The sequence below is a fragment of the Janthinobacterium sp. NFX145 genome, assembly GCF_049810325.1.
GTDB classification, from domain to species: domain Bacteria; phylum Pseudomonadota; class Gammaproteobacteria; order Burkholderiales; family Burkholderiaceae_D; genus Janthinobacterium; species Janthinobacterium rivuli.
Map to the genome: position 1 here is coordinate 3,066,385 of NZ_CP187360.1, position 22,391 is coordinate 3,088,775.

The 22,391-nt window shown below is 62.3% G+C and carries 20 protein-coding genes; 13 read left to right on the forward strand and 7 right to left on the reverse strand.

Annotated features, from left to right (window positions below; all coding sequences use genetic code 11):
* The first annotated feature begins 5 nt into the window (after positions 1-5).
* From ACPJXG_RS13785 to ACPJXG_RS13815, 7 genes are all read left to right on the forward strand, one after another.
* Positions 6-413 carry a MerR family transcriptional regulator gene (locus ACPJXG_RS13785; protein WP_051958548.1) on the forward strand — a complete coding sequence of 136 codons (408 nt, stop codon included), beginning with the start codon at positions 6-8 and terminating at the stop codon, positions 411-413.
* Positions 410-1,063 carry an SMI1/KNR4 family protein gene (locus ACPJXG_RS13790; protein WP_176390136.1) on the forward strand — a complete coding sequence of 218 codons (654 nt, stop codon included), beginning with the start codon at positions 410-412 and terminating at the stop codon, positions 1,061-1,063. The genes ACPJXG_RS13785 and ACPJXG_RS13790 overlap by 4 nt, the downstream gene beginning before the upstream one ends.
* A gap of 566 nt (positions 1,064-1,629) precedes the next feature.
* Positions 1,630-2,181, forward strand: a complete 552-nt coding sequence (locus tag ACPJXG_RS13795) for a DUF4142 domain-containing protein (protein ID WP_425254591.1) — start codon at positions 1,630-1,632, stop codon at positions 2,179-2,181.
* Between the two features lie 103 nt (positions 2,182-2,284).
* Positions 2,285-2,671 (forward strand): hypothetical protein, encoded by a 387-nt coding sequence (locus ACPJXG_RS13800; RefSeq protein ID WP_425254592.1) that lies wholly within the window; start codon positions 2,285-2,287, stop codon positions 2,669-2,671.
* A 14-nt stretch (positions 2,672-2,685) separates the two neighbouring features.
* Positions 2,686-3,123: a hypothetical protein gene (locus ACPJXG_RS13805; protein ID WP_425254593.1), complete on the forward strand. Its 438-nt coding sequence runs from the start codon at positions 2,686-2,688 to the stop codon at positions 3,121-3,123.
* A gap of 239 nt (positions 3,124-3,362) precedes the next feature.
* Positions 3,363-3,830, forward strand: coding sequence for a cache domain-containing protein (locus tag ACPJXG_RS13810; protein WP_341353794.1), 468 nt, complete (start codon positions 3,363-3,365; stop codon positions 3,828-3,830).
* A 60-nt stretch (positions 3,831-3,890) separates the two neighbouring features.
* A complete protein-coding gene (locus tag ACPJXG_RS13815; protein ID WP_425254594.1) occupies positions 3,891-5,441 on the forward strand; it encodes a methyl-accepting chemotaxis protein in 1,551 nt (516 codons plus the stop codon).
* Here the strand turns inward: ACPJXG_RS13815 and ACPJXG_RS13820 are convergent.
* Entirely contained in the window at positions 5,438-6,520 is a 1,083-nt protein-coding gene (locus ACPJXG_RS13820) for a hypothetical protein (RefSeq protein WP_425254595.1), read from the reverse strand. The genes ACPJXG_RS13815 and ACPJXG_RS13820 overlap by 4 nt on opposite strands.
* An 11-nt stretch (positions 6,521-6,531) precedes the next feature.
* Positions 6,532-6,963 (reverse strand): Cd(II)/Pb(II)-responsive transcriptional regulator, encoded by a 432-nt coding sequence (cadR, locus tag ACPJXG_RS13825; protein WP_035818887.1) that lies wholly within the window; start codon positions 6,961-6,963, stop codon positions 6,532-6,534.
* 99 nt (positions 6,964-7,062) lie between these two features.
* Between cadR and ACPJXG_RS13830 the strand changes: the two genes are divergently transcribed.
* The 3 genes from ACPJXG_RS13830 to ACPJXG_RS13840 all read left to right on the forward strand — a co-directional run bounded on the left by ACPJXG_RS13830 (position 7,063) and on the right by ACPJXG_RS13840 (position 11,971).
* A complete protein-coding gene (locus ACPJXG_RS13830) occupies positions 7,063-9,372 on the forward strand; it encodes a heavy metal translocating P-type ATPase (protein ID WP_425254596.1) in 2,310 nt (769 codons plus the stop codon).
* Between the two features lie 85 nt (positions 9,373-9,457).
* On the forward strand, positions 9,458-10,903 hold the full coding sequence (locus ACPJXG_RS13835) for an alpha/beta fold hydrolase (protein ID WP_425254597.1): 1,446 nt from the start codon (positions 9,458-9,460) through the stop codon (positions 10,901-10,903).
* A gap of 27 nt (positions 10,904-10,930) precedes the next feature.
* Positions 10,931-11,971 (forward strand): alpha/beta fold hydrolase, encoded by a 1,041-nt coding sequence (locus tag ACPJXG_RS13840; protein WP_425254598.1) that lies wholly within the window; start codon positions 10,931-10,933, stop codon positions 11,969-11,971.
* A gap of 8 nt (positions 11,972-11,979) precedes the next feature.
* Here ACPJXG_RS13840 and ACPJXG_RS13845 read toward each other — a convergent pair whose 3' ends face one another.
* A complete protein-coding gene (locus tag ACPJXG_RS13845; RefSeq protein WP_425254599.1) occupies positions 11,980-12,981 on the reverse strand; it encodes a formylglycine-generating enzyme family protein in 1,002 nt (333 codons plus the stop codon).
* A gap of 210 nt (positions 12,982-13,191) precedes the next feature.
* On the opposite strand from ACPJXG_RS13845, the gene ACPJXG_RS13850 reads away from it, so the two are divergent.
* Positions 13,192-14,280 (forward strand): histidine kinase, encoded by a 1,089-nt coding sequence (locus ACPJXG_RS13850; RefSeq protein ID WP_158300115.1) that lies wholly within the window; start codon positions 13,192-13,194, stop codon positions 14,278-14,280.
* Entirely contained in the window at positions 14,277-15,029 is a 753-nt protein-coding gene (locus ACPJXG_RS13855) for a LytR/AlgR family response regulator transcription factor (protein ID WP_425254600.1), read from the forward strand. Before ACPJXG_RS13850 ends, ACPJXG_RS13855 begins: the two co-directional genes overlap by 4 nt.
* Positions 15,030-15,051: 22 nt before the next feature.
* Here ACPJXG_RS13855 and ACPJXG_RS13860 read toward each other — a convergent pair whose 3' ends face one another.
* Both ACPJXG_RS13860 and ACPJXG_RS13865 read right to left on the reverse strand, forming a co-directional pair.
* Positions 15,052-16,530: an MFS transporter gene (locus tag ACPJXG_RS13860; RefSeq protein ID WP_278318839.1), complete on the reverse strand. Its 1,479-nt coding sequence runs from the start codon at positions 16,528-16,530 to the stop codon at positions 15,052-15,054.
* A gap of 128 nt (positions 16,531-16,658) precedes the next feature.
* The gene (locus ACPJXG_RS13865; protein ID WP_425254601.1) at positions 16,659-17,237 is read right to left on the reverse strand and encodes an N-acetyltransferase family protein; all 579 of its coding nucleotides are present in this window, start codon (positions 17,235-17,237) and stop codon (positions 16,659-16,661) included.
* Between the two features lie 96 nt (positions 17,238-17,333).
* On the opposite strand from ACPJXG_RS13865, the gene ACPJXG_RS13870 reads away from it, so the two are divergent.
* Positions 17,334-18,215, forward strand: a complete 882-nt coding sequence (locus ACPJXG_RS13870; RefSeq protein ID WP_425254602.1) for a LysR family transcriptional regulator — start codon at positions 17,334-17,336, stop codon at positions 18,213-18,215.
* 49 nt (positions 18,216-18,264) lie between these two features.
* On the opposite strand, the gene ACPJXG_RS13875 is transcribed toward ACPJXG_RS13870, so the two are convergent.
* Both ACPJXG_RS13875 and ACPJXG_RS13880 read right to left on the reverse strand, forming a co-directional pair.
* On the reverse strand, positions 18,265-20,400 hold the full coding sequence (locus ACPJXG_RS13875) for a peptidase domain-containing ABC transporter (protein WP_425254603.1): 2,136 nt from the start codon (positions 20,398-20,400) through the stop codon (positions 18,265-18,267).
* A gap of 28 nt (positions 20,401-20,428) precedes the next feature.
* Positions 20,429-21,736: an HlyD family secretion protein gene (locus ACPJXG_RS13880; protein ID WP_425254604.1), complete on the reverse strand. Its 1,308-nt coding sequence runs from the start codon at positions 21,734-21,736 to the stop codon at positions 20,429-20,431.
* Positions 21,737-22,391 lie beyond the last annotated feature (655 nt).

Sequence of the window (22,391 nt, forward strand, 5' to 3'; positions counted from 1 at the left end):
AAACGATGCGCATCGGAGAAATCACCCGCCTGACGGGCGTCAGCAAGGACACCGTGCGTTTTTACGAGCGCCAGGGGCTGCTGGATGAAGCGCCGCAGCCGGGTCTGACGAACAACTATAAAGAGTACTCGGCGCAAGCCTTGCGGCGCATCGAGCTGATCGGTCATGCCAAGGCGCTGGGTTTTACCTTGAAGGAAATTGCCGAAGTCATTGCCGTCTGGCAGGAAAATGCGCTCGATGCGCAGACCAAACGAGCTATGCTGGAAACGAAAATTGCCCAGATCGACGACAAGGCCCGCTCGATGGCCGTGCTGCGCGCCGGCCTCGTCGATGCGCTGGCCAAGGTGGAGACGGGTTGCACCGATGCGGCGCCAGTGCGCGTAGACAAGAATAAATACAAGGAGAATCAATGAGCAACCATTACACGCGCTACCGCCACCTGGCTATCGAGGGCGCCAAGCCTGCCCCCACGGCGCAGCAGATCGCCGCCATCGAAGCCTTGCTGGAAGCACCGTTGCCGCCCGCCTTCCTGGCGTTCTTGCAAGTGGCCAACGGCGCTTATTTTGATTACACCAGCGATGTGCCGGACGGTAATGGCGGCGTAGAAAAAATGGGCTTCAATACCTTCTTCAGCGCCGACGAAGGCGATTTCTGCGATGAAACCTTGGTGGGAGAGATTCGCGCCGCGCGCAAGCATACGGACATGCCGGCGCGCATCCTGCCGTTCGCCCGCGATGGCGGCAATTCCATGGTCTACCTGGACCTGACCGAGGAAGGCGGCGGCCGCGTGCTGGCTTATGTGCAGGAATTGCCGGACTGGACGGGCAAGCGCGCCCACGGCCTGATGGAACTGGCGCCCTCGTTCGACGCCTGGCTGGACAGCCTGTATATCGACCGCGACACGGTGCTCGATGAACTCGAACACAGCGTCTCGGAGCCATCGCACCTGGACGCGATGGCGGAATGGCTCGATATCGGCATGCCCGCCTGGCGCCGCGATGCCGGCATCGCGGCTTTGTTTACCCTGAAACAAGTCGAATTGTGCGCTAACGAACAGGACTAGTCCTGTGGGCTGCTCGACAGCGACCTCAAGACTGGCAAAATAAAATGCTGTTCAGTATTAGCTGAACAGCATCGGTTTGCAGACCGCCTTTTCACGAATCGCTATCAATGGGATTTTTTACGCCGTTGCGCAGTCAAGGAAGCGGCGAATGCAATCGCATTAAAAATGATCACACTCGATAGCAGATTCCAGCCATTGAAGCTCAATGAAGAAGTCATTGCCCATGCGATCAGGCCACCGCACGTGCCAAACGACAGAATTTTTAAGTAACGCATATTACTTTCCCCATGATAATTAAGAATCAACAATCCAATACTAGGCATAGTGATTCGCCCTGCATATCAGACTCCTCTTAAATTTGCTGTCGCAGCAATCTGACGACCGACCTCTTCGAACCTTCTCCGGCGAACAGGATCAATCCTACAGAGAAGATCGTTCCTGTCCTATGGGTGTGTGTGATTGGCTGGATTAACATTCCAATCAGCTTGTAAAAAAATCACGCACGATTTGACGGCATGACCGCGAATGTCATTCGATTTTCTGCGCCATACACGAAAGGAGTTCTTATGCCTATCTCTACCACCAGTTCCCGTACCCCCTCCCTGAAAAGCGTAGCCATCGGCGCCGCCGTGGCGCTGTTGAGCGGCATTGCCATCAACAGCATCGCCGCTGCCGCGCCGGGCGCGTACGACAAGCAATTCCTCAGCAAGGCCGCCGATGCGGGCAGCACGGAAATTGCCGCCAGCAAAGTGGCGCAAAGCAAAAGCAGCAATGCGCAAGTAAAGGCATTCGCCGATGCCATGGTCGCGGACCACACGAAAGTGGCTGAGGAGCTGAAACATCTGGCCAGCAGCAAGCAGATCGAGGTCAGCGACCAGCCCGGCAAGAAACACCAGGCGCAGATCGACAAACTGAGCCGCCTGGAAGGCCAGCAGTTCGACAAGGAATATGCGGCCAGCATCGGCGTGGCGGCGCACAAGGACGCCGTGAAACTGTTTACGGATGCCAGCCAGAAGGCGAGCGATCCCGACATCAAGGCTTTTGCCGCGAAAACCTTGCCAGCGTTGCAACATCACCTGGACATGGCGAATACCCTGCATGCGGCATTGGCGAAATAGACAGCCATACGCGGGGAAATACTTGCCGTACGTGCTGTACAGCAAGTATTTCTGCTCTTGACATACAATGCCGCAACTTCGTTTTCGGCCATGCCATGACCTCATGCAGCTACTCAAGAAAACCGGCCTGATCGCCGCCGCCTTCCTGCTTATCATTGTGCTGGCAGGCTGGCTCTTCATCAAGGTAAGCGCGGCGCGCAATGCCACCGTCTATGCACAGCAGTGGAACGACCAGGGCACGTGCGTGATCAAGACCTATGTACCGCATTACGGCAACGGCGTGCCGCAGAACATCGTGCGCGCGCTGAGCACCTCCACCTTCTTCCGCGTGTACCACAAGGATGGCACTTTGCTGGAAAGCACGGAATGGGTGCTGGACATGCATGAAGACGGCATCCTCGACCATGCTCGCTGGGGCCAGAACCAGAATCGCGCCATCTACCCGACCGACCTGGGCCACGAAGGCTGGACCTTGCCAGAATGCGCGTAAACGGGGGAACCATCATGCAAGAACTAAAACAAAAGGGGCTGCGCGGCCCCTGGAGCGACGCTCTCTACGTTCCCACCTTGTACCATTTCCTCGGCCCTTTCGACGTGTATGACCGCGAACACACCCTGGGCGTGGAGCTCGACACCTGGGACATGAACGACCCGGTCCAGCGCGCGGCCTTGATACGGCGCGACATCACCTCGCAATACAAGGAGCTCAGCTACCGCCACCGCCACGCGCTGGTGGCCGTGCTGGCGCAGGCCTTGCAAGACCCTGCCTACGATTTCCAGGCCATCCTCGAACACGACCCCGAGAGCACATACGCCCTGCCCGTGCTGTGGGTCGAAATGGACGACCCGCGCGCCTTCTTTGCCGATATCCACCGTCTGTTGCGGCAAGACTGGCGCGACGATCTGGCGCGCGCGGCGGAGGAAGACCCGGCCAGCTGGTAGCGCGGCACTGGCGCCACACTATCGACACGATAGCCTGCGCCTGTCTTCCCCCTATGACATATCGATTGCTGCATCGTGCACGCAACGTTGCAAAAACGCCCGTCTGAAAAAATATCTGTTGCACCAGCGCATCTTCGCTGGCATCGCGCTACCATGCACCGTCGGCATTCCGATAGGCGCCGCCTCACCGCGCCGGTTCCCCACCGGCGTCCCTCTGCCGCAATGTGAAGGAGATTCTCATGCCCAAGTTCGCCCCTGCCATGTGCCTGTCGCTCATGCTTGCCGCCGCTACTCTGCCGTGTATTGCCAGCGCTGCCGAAGGCGGCGCCACGCGCGCCGACGCGGAAGCCATGGTCAAGAAAGGCGTGGCCTACATCAAGAGCGCCGGCGACGCCAAGGCGTATGGCGAGATCACGGCCAAGTCGCCGCAATTCATCCTGCACGACCTGTACCTGGTCGTCTACAAACTCGACGGTACGGTCGCCGCGCATGGCGCCAACCAGAAAATGGTGGGCAAGAACCTGATCGAGCTGAAGGATATCGATGGCAAGGCTTTCGTCAAGGAACGAGTCGACCTGGCCAAGAGCAAGGGTACGTTCTGGCAGGAATACAAATTCACGAATCCGGAAACCAAGAAGATCGAGCCGAAGGCGATGTACTGCGAAAAGCTGGCCGAGACCGTCGTCTGCGGCGGCATCTACCTGTAGCCAGCCGCCGCGCCGCCAGTGCCGGGATGGTTTTCCACTCTCTTGACGATATGGGTTCCGATGAAAATCGCACAGAAGATGTTGATCGTCCCGGTGGTCGCGCTGGCTTGCCTGCTGGCCATGGGTGCCTTGCCCTACTTCGCCATGCAGCAGAACGAGCAGCGCATGCGCGAACTGAAAGACGTGACCCTGACGGCCGAACGGCTTGCCAACCAGCAAGCCATTGCCCTGGGCCAAGTGCACGCCGACGTGTATGCGAAGATCGCCATCGCCGCCAGCCTGTCGGAGGAACAGTTCAAGCAATTCGGCGCGCAAACGGATGGCCAGCTGAACGCCATCGCGCAAGGCTTGAAGGAATTGCAGAAATTCTCGGGCGCCGCCACGGAAGCGGGTCAGGCGCTGCCCGGCATCGAGCGCTACCGTGCCAGCGTGGCGCAAGCGCTGGACCTGGCGTCCATGGACCCGAATACGGGCGTGGCGGCGATGCAAAATGCCGCCGGACACTACCAGCAAGTGCGCGGACAGTTGCGCCAGGTGCTGCTCAACCTCGACCACCGTACCGTTGTCGCCTTGCAGGAAACAAAAAATGCGGGCCAGCGCGCCGGCTGGCTGTCGCTGGGCACCATGGCCGTCGGCTTCGCCCTGCTGGCCCTGATCGCCACCTGGGTGGCGCGCTCCGTCGTGCGGCCCATCGATGACGCTTGCCGCGCCGCCGAATCGCTGGCTGCCGGCGACTTGACCACGCGCATCGAGGCGCAGGGCGACGATGAAGTGGGCAAGCTGTCGCGGGCGCTGGCCACTGTGCTGAAAAACTGGAACACTTTATTGGGCGAGATACGCCAGGCGGGCTCCACCATCACGGTGGAAGCGAGTGAAATCGCGCTCGGCAATGCGGATTTGTCGGCCCGCACGGAGTCGCAGGCTCATTCCTTGCAAGAAACGGCAACGTCCATGCACGCCCTGACCGATACCGTGCGCGAGAATGCCAGCCACGCGCACCAGGCCAATCAGATGGTGTTGTCGACGTCGAACGTGGCGCTGGAAGGCGGCCGCGTGGTGGGCCAGGTGGTCGAGACGATGGGTTCAATCAAGGCCAGTTCCGGGCGTATCGTCGATATCATCGCCGTCATCGACGGCATTGCGTTCCAGACGAATATCCTCGCCTTGAACGCGGCCGTGGAAGCGGCGCGCGCGGGCGAACAGGGGCGCGGCTTTGCCGTCGTCGCCACCGAAGTGCGGGGCCTGGCGCAGCGCTCGGCCACGGCGGCGCGCGAAATCAAGCAGCTGATCGAGGATTCCGTGGCCAGGATAGAAACGGGCAGCGAGCTGGCCGACAGCGCCGGGCGCACCATGGGCGATATCGTTGCCTCCGTCCAGCAGGTGACGGAAATCATGAACGACATCACGGCGGCCAGCCAGCGCCAGAGCAAGGGCATCGAGGAAGTCAACAATGCCATCACGGAAATGGATGAATTGACGCAGCGCAATGCCGCCCTCGTCGAGCAATCGGCCGCCGCCGCGCAAAGCATGCAGGACCAGGCGCATGATTTATTGCGCGTGGTCGACGCCTTCCGCCTCGGTGATGGCGGCCCGCCCTTGCTGCCGCGTTAGTGAGGTTGCGGCAATGCGGCCCTGGCGCAGGCCAGCATGTTGCCGCCTGCCGCGGCCAGCGCGGGATCCTGGTCCGCCTGCAAGACCTTGCCCCGGCTGTTCTGATCGTCGTAACTGCCCAGCATGGCAGCATACAGCGAGGCCTGGTCCTGCAAACGCCAGGTGGCGCTGCGGGAATTGCCGGGCGCCTCAGGCATACTGGCGCTGAAGTAACTATACAGGCCGCCAATCTGCTTCTTGTGCAGCCATTCCATCAATTGCACGATGCGGTACTGTTCCAGCAGGCTCAATTCGCTGACATTCACGCTGGACAAGGCGTAATACAGTTCCAGACGGGCCATCCAGTTGCCCTTTGCGCCGGCCGCCACCAACCCATCCCAGGCGGGACCGGAGCGCACATCACGCACGGCGCGCGGCGCGACTGTCCAGGCATCGACAAAGGCCTGGTCCGGCACGGGGCCGTAGTCATCGGGCGCACGGCAGACGAACTGGCGCGCATCGGGCCCGCCATCCTTGAGCGCGTTGCCAATCTGCGCGGCAATCTTGTCGCCGATGCCCAGCAGGCGCGTGCCATAGCTCTCTATCGTCCAGCTCGAAGGCAAGCGCCCCAGCCAGGCCAGTGCATCGTCGTTGGCCCGCGCTTGCACCGCATAGGCGGCGATCCTGGCCTGCATCTTGGCGTCTTTCTGCTGCTCCGCCAGCTTGCGCGCATCCTGCTCTTCATCATGGCGGCTCGTGGTTTTGGCCAGTTGCATGCATTGCTGGAAGGCTTCCGGCGCACCCTGCCAGCATTGTGCCGGGACCTTCAGCTGCCAGCGCATGCTGACGGTTTTCAAAATATAGTTTTCTTCGCCGTCTTCCCCCTTGACATAGGCGCGGCCGTCCGCCTTGGTCACGCCTTTGCTCAGCTGCTTGCCGCCAACCGTGCTCCAGGTATACGGGTCATCGTCTTGCGGCACGCCGGGCGCGGCGTACAGGGTCAGGTAGTGGCTGGCTGCGGCGGGCGCATCGGCCGCATGGCTCAGCGGCGACAGCAGGGATAAGGCCAGTAAAGTGCTTCCAGGTTTCAGTTTCAGCATGCAGCAATCGTTCAATGCAGTTCGGTATGGCAGGCGCAATCGTGGCCGCTGGCCGCTTCCGACAGGTTTTGCAGGATGGCGCAATCTTGCGACGGCTGCGGCTGGTCGCATTGGTGGCGCAAGGTTACCAGTTGCTGCTGCAATATTTGTAAATTCGCCATTTGCTCGGCGATGCGCAAGATGTGGTGGTCGAGCAATTCATTGACGCTGTGGCAGCCTTCGGCCGGGTTGTTCTTAAATTCCAGCAAGGCGCGGATGTCCGTCAAACCGATCTGCAGGGAGCGGCAATGGCGGATGAATTGCAGCCGTTCCTGGTGTTCTTCGCGGTACTCGCGGTAGCCGGCGCTATTGCGCCCCGGTTCCTGCAGCAAACCCGCCTTTTCATAGTAACGCACGGTTTCCACGTCACAATCTGTCCGTTTGGCCAGTTCTCCGATACGCATGGCATCCCCTTTTCATTCTTTCATGCAAATTCTGCTTGACCCTGTAGCGACTACAGGCTTTCTAATGGAAGCATACACGAAACCGGAAGGACGAATGCGATGCCACACGATAGCCATACCCATACGCACGACCACGACCACGCGCACAAGCATGACCATAAGCACGACCATGAGCACAAGCATGACCATGCACCCAAGGCGGCCAGCTGCTGCTCCAGCCAGCATGCGTGCTCGTCCACGCCTGCCGACGCATCCGCACCGGCCCTGCCCAGCGCAGCCATCGCCGGCGCGAACACGGCCAAATACCGTATCGCCAACATGGATTGCCCCACGGAAGAACGGCTGATCCGCAACAAGCTGGGCAATATGGCTGGCGTCGTGGGCCTCGATTTCAACCTGATGAACCGGGTGCTCGACGTGCACCACACCCTGCCCTCGCTGGCCACGGTGGAAGCTGCCCTGCACGGCATCGGCATGGAAGCGATCCCCATGGCAGCGGACGCCGCCGTTGCGCGCGACCCGAACGAAGGCAGCCTGAGCACTCTGCAAAAAGGTTTGCTGGTCGTCTCCGGCCTGGCTGCTGCGGCCGCCGAAGCGCTGGCGTGGACCACGCATGAAGACAGTTCGCCCCTCGTCATCGCCCTGGCCCTGCTGTCGATTGCCACGGGCGGCTGGCCGACCCTGAAAAAGGGCTGGATTGCCCTGAAAACGTTCACGCTGAACATCAATTTCCTGATGAGCCTGGCGGTTTTCGGCGCCGTCGCCATCGGCCAGTGGCCGGAAGCGGCCATGGTCATCTTCCTGTTCGCCATTGCCGAGCTGATCGAAGGCTTGTCGCTGAACCGGGCGCGCAATGCCGTGCACAGCCTGATGCAACTGGCGCCCGACACGGCAACGGTCGCCGACGCCAGCGGCGCCTGGCAGCCAGTCTCCGTCGCCACGGTGGCCATCGGCGCGACCATGCGCGTGAAACCGGGCGAGCGCATCGCACTCGATGGCGTGGTGGCCAGCGGCGAATCGTCCGTCAACCAGGCGCCGATCACCGGTGAAAGCATGCCGGTAGACAAGGCTGTGGGCGACGTCGTGTATGCGGGCACCATCAATGAACGGGGCTTGCTCGACGTCACCGTCACGGCCAACAGTGGTAACAGCACCCTGGCGAAAATCGTCAAGGTGATCGAGGAAACACAAGGAAAACAGGCGCCCACGCAGCGCTTTGTCGACAATTTCGCCCGCTACTACACGCCGGCCGTCGTCGTCTTCGCCATCCTCGTGGCCGTGCTGCCGCCCCTGCTTTTCGGCGCGCCCTTCATGGACTGGATCTACAAGGCGCTGGTGATGCTGGTCATCGCCTGCCCGTGCGCACTGGTCATTTCCACCCCGGTCACGGTCGTCAGCGGCCTGACGGCGGCGGCGCGGCGCGGCATCCTGGTGAAAGGCGGGCAATTCCTGGAAACGGGTTATCGCATCAAGGCCATCGCCGTCGACAAGACGGGTACCTTGACCATGGGCAAACCGGCTGTGACGGACGTGGTGGCCATGGACGGCAGCAACCGCGACGCCATCTTGCTGCTGGCCGCCAGCCTGGACGCCAATTCGGCCCACCCCTTGGCCGCCGCCATCGTCAAGGCCGGTCCGCCCGCCGGCAGCCACTTGCCCGTGACCCAGTTTGCCGCCCTGCATGGCCGCGGCGTGCAAGGCCATATCGATGGCCAGACGTATTACCTGGGCAATGCCCGCCTGATGACGGAATTAAAGGTATTGACGCCGGCATTGCAAGCCATCCTGATGCGGCTGGAGCAGCATGCGTACACGGCCATGGTATTGGCCACCTCGGCCGGCGCGCTGGGCGTGATCGCCGTGGCCGACGTGCTGCGCCCGACGGCGGCGTCCGCCATCGCCAGATTGAATGCGCTGGGCGTCACCACCGTCATGCTGACGGGCGACAATGTGCTGACGGCGCAGCGTATCGCCGCCGAAGTCGGCGTCAGCCTGGTCAAGGCGGAGTTACTGCCGGAAAACAAGCTCGATGAAATCAAGGCCTTGCAGCAGCAATTCGGCGTGGTGGCCATGCTCGGCGACGGCGTCAACGACGCCCCTGCCCTGGCGCAGGCGGATATCGGCTTTGCCATGGGCGCGGCCGGCAGCGACACGGCCATCGAGACGGCGGACGTGGCCTTGATGGATGATGAGCTGGGCAAATTGCCCGAATTCATCAGCCTGAGCCAGCGCACGCGCAGCATCCTCGTGCAAAACATCAGCTTTGCCATCGGCATCAAGGCCGTGTTCTTCGGCCTGGCGCTGGCCGGCACGGCGACCTTGTGGATGGCCGTGTTCGCCGACGTGGGCGCCAGCTTGCTGGTGGTGGCGAACGGCCTCAGGCTGTTGCGTGGCAGCAAGGCCAAATAAATCCACGTGGAAAACTTTCCATCTGGACAATTACTGTAAAAAACGCTACTTTGGCAGCTGTTCCCCACCGCCGCCAAAGTAGCCGATGACCTTACTGCCCCGCCTGACCCTGCTGGCTGTACTGCTTTCCAGCGCATCCTTGCATGCCGAACCGATGTTCTTCACCCCCTGCGCCGATACGGCCATGCCCGGCAGCCTGTGCTCGGGCTTGGACGTGCCCGGCAGCTACGATGACCAGGGCCGCGCGATGGGCGATACGGACGCCATGCACGTCTTCGTGCGCAAGTTTGCCGCCGATGTACCTGCCGGCAAGCCTGCCAAGGGCACCCTGTGGCTGGTGGCGGGCGGTCCCGGCGAATCGGGCGCCTCGTTCTACAGCTTGCTGCCCACCTTGCGCCGCAGCTTTCCCGGCTTTGAATTCCTCATCCCCGACCACCGCGGCACGGGCCATTCGTCGCGCCTGTGCAAGGTGGAAGAGTCGGAACAAAGCCCCGGCGGCCGCGCGCTGGCGGGCGCCGAATGGGGCAGCTGCTTTGCCGGCCTCAACCTTGTACCGGAATACGCGGGCCAGTTTTCCATCACCATGGCGGCGCGCGACTTGCAAGCCCTGATTGAAGGCGAACGCAAGGTCAAAGGCAGACAGCCGCCCGCCTATGTCTACAGTGTGTCGTATGGCACGCAACTGGTCTTGCGGGCATTGCAACTGCGGCCACTGCCCGTCAAGGGCGTCATCTTCGACTCCTTGGTGCCGCCGCAAACGGATGCACGCTGGGATTTGAGCCAGCGTTCGCACGTGCTCAACACCGTCGGCATGCAGGTGCTGGCCGAATGCGACGCGGATGCGACTTGCCATGCGGCATTGGGCGAGCCGGCCGCAAGCCTGTACCGCCGCGTGCTGGACAAGGCGCAAGCCGATCCCGCCCTGCTGGCGAAGATCCCCGGCAAGAACCTGAAAAACTTCCTGGGCGGCATGCTTGACGTGCCAGCCGCCCGCGCGCGCATCCCGTATCTGCTGCGCGAGCTGGACCAGGGGGGCGAGGCGGAACTGGCGTCCGTGCGCGCCACGCTGACGCAGGCGGCGGCCAGCCTGGGCAGCTATCCCCAGTCGCCGCTGTCGATTCCGCTGGTCAGCATCATCAGCAATTCGGAAAACAATCTGCAGCCGTCCTTGCGCCCCGGCTGGACGGCCGCCGACATCGACCGCGACGAGGAGAAATTGCTGTTTACCAGTCCCCTGCCCCGCATCCTGCTGGGCGGCGGCTTGCCCACCTACCCGCGCGATAGCTACTTTGGCGCCTTGCCGGCGAAAATGCCGCCGACCCTGGTGCTGCAGGGAACGCTGGACCCGAAGACGCCGTACGCGGGCGCGCAGGCGCAAGTGCAGGCTTTGACGCAGAGCAAGGCCGGCAAGGTGGCCCTGTCCACCGTGCACAAGGCCCCGCATTTCCTGTTGTGGACGGCGCCCGCCTGTTTTGAACAGGCCAGCACCCGCTTTATTGCCGGCAAGCCGGCGCAGGATTGCACGCTGTAGTTCCCCCACTATATAGAAGAGGACGATATGCGCATCACGAGCCTGGCATTGCTGCTCTTAACTTGTTTCAACACGGCACAAGCGGCTCCCGTACCTGCGTGTGCCTCGCCTACGCAAGCCGTGCGCGAACAAGGCTATGTGCCCATCAATGGCATCGAGCAATGGATCACGGTCACGGGCGCCGCCTGCGGCAATCCCGTGATCCTGTTCATCCATGGCGGCCCCGGCAATGCACTGAGTCCCTATGCAGAGGCCATCTACGCCGGTTGGGAACGCCACTACACCCTGGTGCAGTGGGACCAGCGCGGCGCCGGCATGACGTATGCGAAACAGCAGCCGACGGAAGACATGACCTTGACGGTGGAACAGATGCGCGACGACGGCATCGCCGTGGCCCGCTATATTGAACAGCATCTGGGCCAGCAGAAAGTCATTTTGATGGGCAGTTCCTGGGGATCGATACTGGGCGTGCACATGGCCAAGGCGCGCCCCGACCTGTTCCACGCGTATATCGGCACGGCGCAGGTGGTCAATGCCAGGGACAATGAGACCGGCATGTACCGGGAAGTGATGGCGCTGGCGCAAGCGGCTGGCGATACCGCCACGGTGGACAAGCTGACGGCGCTCGGTGCACCGCCATGGACGGACCCGCGCAACTTCGGCATCTTGCGCCGCTTCGACCGCAAATATGAAGGATTGGCAACGGATCCGCCACCGAAACACTGGTGGCAGCCGGCGCCGTTCTACGCCACGCCGCAAGCCCTGGCGGATGCCGAGGCGGCCGATGACTACTCGTACATCCAGTTCATCGGCCTGCGCGGCGATGGCATGTTCGCCAAGGTCGACCTGCCCGCGTTGGGCACGCGCTTTGACTTGCCCGTGTTTTTCGTCATGGGCGAAGCGGACTTGCTGACCTCGCCCGTCATCGCGCGCACCTACTTTGACAGCATCACGGCGCCGGCCAAAGGTTTTACCCTGGTGAAACGGGCCGGGCACGACCCCAACCAGGCCGTGCACGACGCCCAATCGACGGTCTTGCGCGACAAGGTGGCGCCGCTGCTGAAGTAAGCAAGCCTTCAGTGGCGTGCGCGGCGATGCAGTTCCGCCTGCTGCGCGGCTTGCAGCGCCTGGATGAATGCGGCATCACCCCCGGCACAGGTGCTGGCCGTGCAGCCGCCCAGGTCCTCGGCAATGCGAAAACCTTCGCCCAGGCTGCTGGCATTGCCGCGGCCGCCATGCCCGCGCGCTGCGCTGCGCAGTACCTGGCGCGAGGACGAATAGCTGCCGCCCCGCGTGATGAAATAGTCGCCTTCCGCCTCGCAACCGCTGCGCCAAGCCGCCCCGTCGACGGGCGCGCCCCGGTAGTCGGGATGCTGGCAATCGGCCAACCATTCCGCCACGTTGCCCATCATGTCGTGCAAGCCGTAGCCGTTGGGAGCATACATGCCCACGACGGCCGTGTACTCGGCGCCGTCGTCGCAATCGGTGACCAGCATATCGAGGCCGTGATCGCGCTGCGCAGCCGCCTTGAAACGCCGGTCCTTCATGTTGGCGTACTTGCATAATTGTTCAGGCGCATCTCCGGACGAGTATTTCGTGCGGGTGCCGGCGCGCGCCGCGTATTCCCATTCCGCCTCGCTGGGCAGGCGGAATGGGCGCCCCGTTTCCCGGGCCAGCCATTGCACATAGGCCGCCGCATCGTCCCAGCTCACGCACATGACGGGGTGATAGTCCGTTGGCGCATGCGCGGGGGCGTCCCAGCCCGACGCCTTGAGCGCGATGCCGTCAGTGCGGTCGAATTCCCAGCATTCGCCAGCCGCCCGATAGCCTGTGGCGGCAACGAATTGCCGGAACTGCGCCACCGTCGTCTCGTATTTTGCAAGTCGGAATGCGGCCACGCGCACCTCGTGGGGCGGCCCCTCGGCCGGATTGTGGCTGCCGTCGCCGATACGAGGCTCCGTGCTGCCCATGGTAAACACGCCGGAGGGAATGCCTGCCATGGGAGGGAGGATGGCGGCGGCAGCTGCCTGGGCGCTGCAAAAGATGGCGCAGGCAACGATAAGTATGCTGTGCTTCATGTGGCTCCTGTAATCGGTGGGTGAGAACACAGATTGACAGCCGGGCCAGCGGATGGCCGCGCGCATGCGACGAATCGACAATGGGGCCGATGAATGGCAAGCCATGATCTGGTCAATCAGGCAACGGGCCGCTACACTATGCCCATGATCAGAAAAACGACTTTGCTACAGGGCTGGCGTTCACTTTGGGAACTGCGCCCCCGGCACGATGTGCCCACCCTGATCCGCCTGCTGATCGTTTCCCTGATCGGTGTCGCCCTGGCATTGGTCCTGATGACCATCGTCGCCATCTTCGGCCGGGTCGACCGGCCGCTCTGGTGGTGGGCATCGCTGCTGCCGAACATCGGCATCTGCCTGTGTATCGTGCATGCCCTGTTTGGCGTGCTGCGCCTGGCCGGGCGCTGCCTGCCGGCGCCGCTGGTCGAGCGCATGTCGAACGTGCACGACCTGCGCGCCGCCATGGTGCTGGGCGCGCTGTCCCTGGCGGCCATCATCCTGGGCATGAGCATCGGCTTTACCATCGTGCCAATACTGGTCGGTTTCAAGCTGTGGGGCATGTTCGTCTCGCTGCCCGCCGCGCTGACCAAGTTTGCCGTGTTCATCCTGTTTGTGATGGCGGCTAACTGGGCCTGGTGGCGTTCGCGCCTGCGCCAGCAGCAGCTGCAAAGCGAGGTGACGGATGCGCGCCTGCGCTTGCTGCAGGGTCAGATCGAGCCGCACCTGCTGTTCAATACCCTGGCCAACATCCAGAGCCTGATGGACTACGACCCGCCGCGCGCGAAACGCATGCTGGAAACGTTTTCCGGCTACCTTCGCGCCAGCCTGTCGCAGCTGCGCCAGGGCGACAGCACGCTGGAAGCGGAACTCGACATGGCAAGCCAGTATTTGTGCTTGATGCAGATCCGCATGGAGGAGCGTCTGCGTTTCCGCATCGACGCCAGCGCGCAAGCGCGCCTGGCCAGCATGCCCACGCTGATGCTGCAGCCGCTGGTCGAAAACGCGATCCAGCATGGACTCGGCCCCAAGCTGAACGGCGGCAGCGTCGTCGTGCATGCCGAGGTACGCGCGGGCCACCTGGAAATCCGCGTGCTTGACGACGGCGTGGGCTTGACGGCCCCAGGCAAGCCACCGCGTCCGGGCAACGGCATGGCGCTGGCCAATCTGCGCTCGCGCCTGCAGGCCCAGTTCGGCGCCGCCGCCAGCCTGAGCCTGCGTGAGCGCGAGAGCGGGCCTGGCGTCGAAGCCGTGCTGGAGCTGCCGTTCCTGGGCGCCGGCTCCACAATGCCGGCGGTCGCATGACGCGCGCCCTGATCGCGGACGATGAACCGCACCTGGCGCTCTACCTGCGCGACCAGCTGCTGGCCCTGTGGCCGGACTTGCAGATCATCCACATGGCGCGCAACGGCGTCGAGGCCGCCGCCTGCATCGCGGAACTGGAACCCGATATCGCCTTTCTCGATATCCAGATGCCGGGACTGACTGGGCTGGAGGTAGCACAAGGTATCGAAGGCCCAACCCGCGTGGTATTCGTCACCGCCTACGACGAATTTGCGCTGCAAGCCTTCGAGCACGCGGCGCTCGATTACGTATTGAAACCCGTCACCACCGAACGGCTGGCTCGCACCGTGGCGCGCCTGCGTGCGGCGCCGGCCTTGCCCCCCGCCGGTGCGGCCATGGCGCAGGCGCTGCGGCAACTGACGGCCGCACCCGGCCAGGCCCGCCCCCGGCTGCGCTACATACTCGCGTCCCGTGGCGAGCGCACGCACCACCTCGACGTGGCCAAGGTGCGCTTTTTCCACGCCGACGACAAGTACACGGTCGTCGCCAGCGTGGATGGTGAATTCCTGATCCGCACGCCCATCACGGAACTGGCGGCCCAGCTTGATCCTGAGCTATTCTGGCAAGTGCACCGCTCCACCCTGATCAACCTGGCCTGGCTGGACGGCACACGCCGCGACGACGCCAGCCGTTTGTTCCTGCGCATGCGCGGCCACGCCGGCGAGCTGCCCGTGAGCCGCGCCTTCGTGCACCTGTTCCGGGCCATGTAGCCAGCCACCAAATCGCGCTGCATCAAGCTGCCCGGCGCGCCCGCAGATGCAGGTGGCGGATGGTGGCCGCGGCCGCCATCAGGATGGCGGAAGCCGTAGCCAGCACGACAATGAATGCCTTGTCGAAGGCCGAGCGGGCCAGTTCCGACACTTGCAAGCCCAGTTCGGCCGGCAATTGCTCTGCGGCCAGCAGCGCCGCATCCAGGGTGTCGTGGGCGTTCGGCAACAGGCCAGCGCTTTCCGGGATCACCAGGGTGGCGCTGTAGACGGCCGACAAAATCGTGCCCAGCACCGTCACGCCGATCACGGCGCCCAGTTCATACGACACTTCCTCGATCGAGGCGGCCATGCCCGCTTGCTGGGGCGCCACGTTGAGCATCACGGCGCTCGATGCGGCCGTCATGACGGCGCCCAGGCCCAGGCCTAAAATTACCAGGCTGGCCACTTGCGCCGAGACGGCGGCGTCATGCAGCACCAGATACGCTGCCATGCCGATACCGGACAGCAGCAGCGAACCCCACAGTACCTTGGCCTTGTCGGCGCGCGGCAGCATGAAACCCGTCAGCGGCCCCGCAAACACGGACGCCAGCGGCAGCGGCAACAACAGCAGACCCGCTTCCAGCGGAGATAACTCACGCACCAACTGCATGTGCTGGCTCAGCGCCAGTTCCATGCCGATCAGGGCGGCGGACGCCACCATGGCGGCGGCCACGGCGCTGGAAAACGGCAGTTCGCGGAACAGGGCGAAGTCGATCAGCGGCTTGGCTTGCCGCTTCTGGCGGCGCACGAATTTGAGCATGAAGAAGGCGCCGACGGCGAACGAAGCGGCGGCCAGCGCATACGAGGGCTGCGACTTGCCCAGCTCCTTGATCGCATACACGCCACCAAGCAGACCCATCATGATTTGCAAAGAACCCTTCAAGTCCCACGGTTTGTCACGGTTACCGGCCCGTTTCGGCAGGACGACGGCGGCCAGCACCAGGGTCAGCAGCACGATGGGCACGTTGATCAGGAAGACGGAACCCCACCAGTAGTGTTCCATCAGGAAACCGCCGAGCACGGGGCCAAACGCGGCGCCGCCCGAGGCAATCGCCGCCCACACGCCGATGGCGAACGAGCGCTCGCGGTTGTCCGTAAAGGTCAGGCGAATGATGGACAAGGTGGCCGGCATCATCAAGGCGGCGCCGATGGCCAGCAGGATGCGCGAAAAAATCAACAGTTCCGGCGCGGGCGAAAACGCGGCGCACAGCGAGGCGATGCCGAACACGGCCAGGCCGGCAAGGAAAACGGGTTTGTGGCTCAAGCGGTCACCGAGGGTGCCGAGGCCGGGCAGCAGACCGGAGACAACCAGCGCGTACACGTTGATGATCCACAGTTTTTGCGAGGAAGTGGCCTGCAAGTCGCGCGTCAGCGCGGGCAAGGCGGTGTAGAGCACGGTCATGTCGACCACGATCAGGAACAAGGCGCTGGAGACGATGGCCAGCGTCAGCCATTTTTTCATTGGATGCATGGGTAACTCAGTAATTTTAGTGTAACTTTTAACAACTATCTGTTTGGATAAAGCGGGTGCTGCGCAAATATTTACGTTCCAGGCTGCCACAGGCCTGGGCTTGTCGGGGGCGGCGGGCGTCAGCCACGGTCACCATCCTTGTCATCCACGGCGGAGGTCATCGCGTCGAGTTCGCGCAGCATGACGACGGACACTTGCTTGAAACCGCGTCCCTGGAAGAAGGTCTGCGCCGTCAGGTTGTGCGCGCCGCATTCGAGGAACAAACGGGCGATGCCGTGGCTGCGCAACTCGTCGGCCACCCATTCCACCAGCTGACTGCCGATGCCGCTGCCGCGCACGGAAGGCAGCAAGACCAGGTCGTCCAGCGCGGCGAACGATTTCGAAGCGCGCTGGCGCGTGTCGATGGAGACCAAGGCCATGCCGACGATGGTCTCGCCCGACGTGGCGACAGCCAGCAGGGTCGAATCGCCATGCGCCCAGTCATGCGACAGGGCGGCGCGGATTTCACCACGGATCACCTCTGGCAAGTCCGCGCGCCAGTTGCCGGGCGCGTCGGCGCGCTCGCCCTGCAGCTCCGAATGGGAGATGTAATCGGCGCTGACGTTGTCAAGATATAACTTGCACAAGGTCTCTTCGGCGGTGGCATCGTGGCACCAGCTGAAGCTGATGGCGGGTGAATTGGCCTGGGCGTTTTTCATGGCGGATCTCGTGTTATTGACAATGAAAGGCATTTTATGTCGCCCCTGAATGGCATTCAAGTTAAAATCCATCTGTAAAACAGATAGGTGGATGCCATGCAATGGACTTTGGAACAAATGCGCTACTTTGAAGCGGCCGTCGCGGCCGGCTCTTTCTCGGGCGCGGCGCGCCGGCTGGGCCGCGCGCAATCGGTAGTCAGCACCTCGATCGGCTTGCTGGAAGCGGAATTCGGCGTGGAGTTGTTCGACCGCTCGCGCCGCAGCGCCGTGCTGACGGAAGCGGGCAAGGTCATGCACCTGGAAGCGTGCGAACTGCTGCGCCAGGCCGAGCGATTGCAGCTGCGCGCCCAACTGCTGAGCGAGGCCCCCGAAGCCCGGCTGACCCTGGCGCTGGACGAAGCCCTGCCCTACCTGGCCATCGGCACCCTGGTCAAGGAACTGGCGGCGCGCTACCCGGCGCTGGAACTGGTCATGCTCAACGCCACGGCGTCCGAGGTGGCGCAATACGTGGAGCAGCAGCAAGCCGACGTGGCCTTCCACTTCGACCGCGGCCCGATTTCTCCCGTGCTGGAACAGCAGCACATCGGCAGCGTGGCGCAAGGCGTGTTCGTGGCAAAAGGCCACGCTATGGCGCATGGCCAGGAAGTGAGCCGCAACGAGCTGACCCGCTACCGCCAGCTGATCATGGATTCCGAGCTCAACCGCGAACACGCGTTCAGCCCCGCCGTCTGGTTTTCCGATAGTTTTTACAGTATTGCCGAGATGGTCGCGGACGAGCTGGGCTGGGCCATCCTGCCCCTGAACATCGCCAATTACGACAATTACAAGGGGTATTTGCAGGAAGTGCCCTGCCCCGCGCTGGCCTTGTCACGCCTGCCCGTGCGGCGCTTGTCAATTCATGGGAAAAAGCTCAGCGAGACGAGTTTGTGGCTGACGACGAGGCTAGCGGAGTTGCTGCTGGATGGGCCGCGGGGGTGAGGTACGCTGCGATGTAATGGATCTGTTGCTCAGGAAGCGGTAGCGACGCTCATGAGGCATCCGGTGTTTCTTGCATGACATCCACAACGATTGTCCCTTGCTGCAGCACCACTACCCTTTGGGCCATGGCGATGGTTTCCGGCCTGTGCGCAACGATCACGCGCGTGAGCGTGATTGTTTGGATTGCCGCGTTCACCGCCTGTTCGTTGCGCGTATCGAGGTGGCTGGTCGCTTCGTCGAGCACCAGCAACTTCGGATTTTTATACAGGGCGCGTGCCAGCAGGATGCGCTGTTTCTGGCCGCCGGACAGGCCGCTGCCGATGTCGCCTACCAGGGTATTGAAGCCCATCGGCATGGCGGCGATTTCTGCATGCACGGCAGCCAAGTGCGCGCAGGCTTGCACTTGCCGGTCATTCGGAGACGGGGCAAAAAAGCTGATGTTGTCGGCGATCGAGCCAGCGAACAGGGTGTCTTCCTGCATCACTGTGCCCAGCAATTGCCGGTAGTTCGTCAAGCCCAGGCTGGCCAGCTGGATGCCGCCGATGAGGATCTCGCCTTGCGTCGGCTGCAGCAAGCCGAGCAACAACTTGAGCAAGGTTGTCTTGCCGCAGCCGGACGGGCCGGTAATGGCGATGCACTGGCCAGCGGGAATGTGCAGATTGAGGCCGCTCAGTACATCCGGTTCGCCATCGGCATACCGGAACGTCAGGTTGCGGATATCGATCGATGGCGAGATATCGTCCATGTCGACCTCGACGTCGCTGCCGTCTTCTTCCGCGTCCGTCAGGACGATGTCGGCCACGCGTTCGCCATGCAGGCGCAGCATGCGCAGCTCGAACAGTTTGTCGACCAGGCTGGCCATGCGCTGGCTGAACTGGTCCTTGTAGCTGATGAAGGCGAACAGCATGCCCACCGAAAAGCGGTTGTCCAGCACGGCCAGCGCCGCCATCCAGATGACGATCACCCGTTCGGCGCTGAAGAGCAAAGTATTGGCCGTCTGGTAGGAAACAGACAGCTTGGCGATGCGCAGGTCGGCGTTGAACTGGTCGGCCAGCGCGTTGGTCCAGCTGGCGCGGCGCTCGGCGGCGCGGCCGAACAGGCGGATGCTCTGGATGCCGCGCACGGATTCCAGGAAATGCGTTTGCTGTTTTGCCGCATGGATGATCTGTTCAGCCGTCGCTTCGCGCATGGCCTTGAACAGGGACCAGCGCAGCAAGATGTAAAGCAGCACGGCGATGCAGGCCACGCCTGCCAGCAGCGGGCTGTAGAACAGCATCATGCCCAGGGTGGCGAGCACCAGCACGCCGTCGATGGCGCCTTCGATAAACTGCGTCGTCAGGCTATGTTGCATGGTTTCGATGGAATTGAAGCGCGAGACGATATCGCCCGTGTGGCGCTTCTCGAAGTACGGCAGCGGTAGCTTCAATAAATGGGCAAAGGCATTGCCCAGCCATTGCAAGTTCAGATTGGTGGCCAGCACCGTGGTGATCCAGGAACGCACGGCGCCGATGGCCGTCTGCACCAGTACCAGCAGCAAGAAGCCGCAGCCAAGCACGGTGATCAGGTCGCGGTCGGCGGCCAGCAAGGCTTCATCGACCAGCCATTGCATGTAGAACGGCGCCACCAGCGCGCACACCTGCAAGGCCAGGCCCAGCACCAGTAATTGCAGCAAGCCGCGTTTCAGCCCCACCACGCGCCCCATCAGCGACAGCAGCGAGAACTGCTGCTTTTCCTCGGCCTTTTGGAACTCGGCGGTGGGCGTCAGCTCCAGCGCCACGCCCGTAAAATGTTTCGCCACTTCCGCCAAGGGCAGGCGGCGCTCGCCCACGGCCGGGTCGTGGATCACCGCATGGCTGCCGGAGACGGACTTGAGCACGACAAAATGGTTCAAGTCCCAATGCAGGATGGCGGGCAGCTTCAGCTCGGGCAAATGCTGCATGTCGAGTTTCAACGGCCGCGTATGCAGGGCCAGCCCCTGCGCCATCGCCATCAGCCCTTTTAAAGTCACGCCTTTCAATGACACGGAAAAGCGCCGGCGCATGCTGGAAATATCGGTCTGGTGGCCCCAGTAGCTGGCCACCATGCACAAGCAGGCCAGGCCGCATTCGGCCGCTTCCGTTTGCAGCAGGACGGGCAGGCGCTGGCTGCGCCAGAAGGACAGGTGGGCAAGATCAGGGAGGTGCATGAGTATTGTGGAAAATCAATATGGGGGCTTACAGCCGCCCGGAAATGCTGAACAGGGGTTCCAGCACCCATTCATACAGGCGCCGCTGTTCCAGCAGCACGCTGGCGTCGACCAGCATGCCCGACTTCAGGGGCAGGGTTTCGCCATACGCCTGCACGCTCTGGCGCTGCAAGCTCAAACGGATGCGATACAAGGGTTCGCCATTCGTGCCGCTGACGGCGCCCGGCACCGCCAGCTCTTCGGGCCGCAGCGAGGTGCTGGCCACTTCGCGCACCAGCGCCGGATACTGTCCGAATTTCTGGTACGGATAGGCCTGGTAGCGCAGCAGCACCGTCATGCCCGGCTTGATGAAGCCGACCGAGCGTGATGGCGCGTAAATCTCTGCCTCCAGCTGGGCGCCTTGCGGCAATACGGAGGCAAGCACGCTGTTGGCCGCCACGGTCTGGCCCAGTTCGGTGGTGATGGCCGTGACCATGCCATCCTGCGCCGCACGCACGAGGATTTCGCGGCGCGCCTCGTTCTCCGTCAGGTCTTGCTCGATGGCGGAGACATTGCGCTGCAAGCCTTCCGTGTCGCGCTGCGCCTGCACCTGCAAGTCGCGCACGTCCGCTTGCGTGGTGGCCAGGTCGCGGCCGCTAGCCGACTTGATGCGCTGCAGTTCGGCCAGGCGCTGGTGCTGGTCCAGCAGCTCGGCCTGCTTATCCTGCAGTTGCGCCGATGAAATGTAATGGGTGGCGTGCAGCTCGCCGTAGCGCTGGTAGGACTGTTCCGCCAGGGTGATGCGGCGCTGTTGCAGCGCGATCTGGTCGTCCATGCGGCCGATTTCCGCCGCCAGGTCGCTGGCCCGGCGCTGGCCCGCCGCCATGCGTTGGCGCGATTGCAGGCGCGACTGCTGCAATTCCGCGTCATAGCTGTCGCGCCGGCTTTTCAACAGGCTTGATACGAGCTGCTGGGGCGCCCCCGCATTGGTGCTGCTGCGTTCGCCCGACAGCACGAACAGCACCTCGCCCGCGCGCACGGCCTGGCCCTCTTTGACGCGTACCCCGGCAATGACGCCCGCCTGGCCCGGCATGATGCGGATCACGCCGCTGGTCGGCAACAGCACGCCCTGCGACTGCGCCTTGCGCGTGGTGCTGAAGAAGATAAAGAAAGCGACGATGGCCAGCGCGATGGCGAGGAACAGCCAGGTCAGGAATACATGGCTGACGGGTCGCGCCAGCAATACGGTGCCGTATTGTTTATTGCCCAGATGCTCGATGGCTTGCTGGCGGAACAGGGGCTTAATTGTGTGGGCGGATGCCGCAACAGTAGCTGAAGAGATTAGCTGGTCACTCAAAATAATGAACTTTTCAATGGCATGGTTGAGTGCTTCAATGGCCGTATCAGCGAGATTGTCAATCAGACCCGTTTCGGCTCTAAGTAATCCTCAGGAAATTATTGTGAAATTATGACGAACAGAACCGGATGCTATGCAAGGCGCCCGCTGCGACGCAGAGCGAGCACTGCTAGCAGCGGGCAACGCCGCAGAGCGCCGGTTATGGAAGTCAGAAATCACAATAATTTACTGGGGGTTACTTAGGGGCGAACTGGAATCGACGCGACGAAACCATCTGAAAATAGAAAATGACAAAATCCCCAACGCACCTGGATAATAAAATACTGATTCAGGCGATGAAAATATGGCAGGAGAAGAAGCCGAATTTATTATTTAAACGCATCCATAACCAGGCGGTTCTTGATATATAAAATAATAGAGCGTTCGGATTGAACCCCGAGCGCTCTAAAAACTACTTTTTGTTACGAGAGTAAAGAGTGAATGCAGCCATCATCGCGATGAAGAAGAACACAGACGAAATTACTACCGACGATGCCTTCCCATCGGCGCCGTTCACTAATGGGTAGATCAATGGAAACACAAAAGAAAAAATCAAAGTTGCCACCAAAGCCATTAATATGTTCTTTGCCATAGAGTCTCTTTTTTTAATCGATGT

Bases quoted from the DNA above. Each gene is read 5' to 3' on its own strand.
- ACPJXG_RS13785 (WP_051958548.1), top strand. From the start codon at position 6: ATGCGCATCGGAGAAATCACCCGCCTGACGGGCGTCAGCAAGGACACC.
- ACPJXG_RS13790 (WP_176390136.1), top strand. From the start codon at position 410: ATGAGCAACCATTACACGCGCTACCGCCACCTGGCTATCGAGGGCGCC.
- ACPJXG_RS13795 (WP_425254591.1), top strand. From the start codon at position 1,630: ATGCCTATCTCTACCACCAGTTCCCGTACCCCCTCCCTGAAAAGCGTA.
- ACPJXG_RS13800 (WP_425254592.1), top strand. From the start codon at position 2,285: ATGCAGCTACTCAAGAAAACCGGCCTGATCGCCGCCGCCTTCCTGCTT.
- ACPJXG_RS13805 (WP_425254593.1), top strand. From the start codon at position 2,686: ATGCAAGAACTAAAACAAAAGGGGCTGCGCGGCCCCTGGAGCGACGCT.
- ACPJXG_RS13810 (WP_341353794.1), top strand. From the start codon at position 3,363: ATGCCCAAGTTCGCCCCTGCCATGTGCCTGTCGCTCATGCTTGCCGCC.
- ACPJXG_RS13815 (WP_425254594.1), top strand. From the start codon at position 3,891: ATGAAAATCGCACAGAAGATGTTGATCGTCCCGGTGGTCGCGCTGGCT.
- ACPJXG_RS13820 (WP_425254595.1), bottom strand. From the start codon at position 6,520: ATGCTGAAACTGAAACCTGGAAGCACTTTACTGGCCTTATCCCTGCTG.
- cadR (WP_035818887.1), bottom strand. From the start codon at position 6,963: ATGCGTATCGGAGAACTGGCCAAACGGACAGATTGTGACGTGGAAACC.
- ACPJXG_RS13830 (WP_425254596.1), top strand. From the start codon at position 7,063: ATGCCACACGATAGCCATACCCATACGCACGACCACGACCACGCGCAC.
- ACPJXG_RS13835 (WP_425254597.1), top strand. From the start codon at position 9,458: ATGACCTTACTGCCCCGCCTGACCCTGCTGGCTGTACTGCTTTCCAGC.
- ACPJXG_RS13840 (WP_425254598.1), top strand. From the start codon at position 10,931: ATGCGCATCACGAGCCTGGCATTGCTGCTCTTAACTTGTTTCAACACG.
- ACPJXG_RS13845 (WP_425254599.1), bottom strand. From the start codon at position 12,981: ATGAAGCACAGCATACTTATCGTTGCCTGCGCCATCTTTTGCAGCGCC.
- ACPJXG_RS13855 (WP_425254600.1), top strand. From the start codon at position 14,277: ATGACGCGCGCCCTGATCGCGGACGATGAACCGCACCTGGCGCTCTAC.
- ACPJXG_RS13860 (WP_278318839.1), bottom strand. From the start codon at position 16,530: ATGAAAAAATGGCTGACGCTGGCCATCGTCTCCAGCGCCTTGTTCCTG.
- ACPJXG_RS13865 (WP_425254601.1), bottom strand. From the start codon at position 17,237: ATGAAAAACGCCCAGGCCAATTCACCCGCCATCAGCTTCAGCTGGTGC.
- ACPJXG_RS13870 (WP_425254602.1), top strand. From the start codon at position 17,334: ATGCAATGGACTTTGGAACAAATGCGCTACTTTGAAGCGGCCGTCGCG.
- ACPJXG_RS13875 (WP_425254603.1), bottom strand. From the start codon at position 20,400: ATGCACCTCCCTGATCTTGCCCACCTGTCCTTCTGGCGCAGCCAGCGC.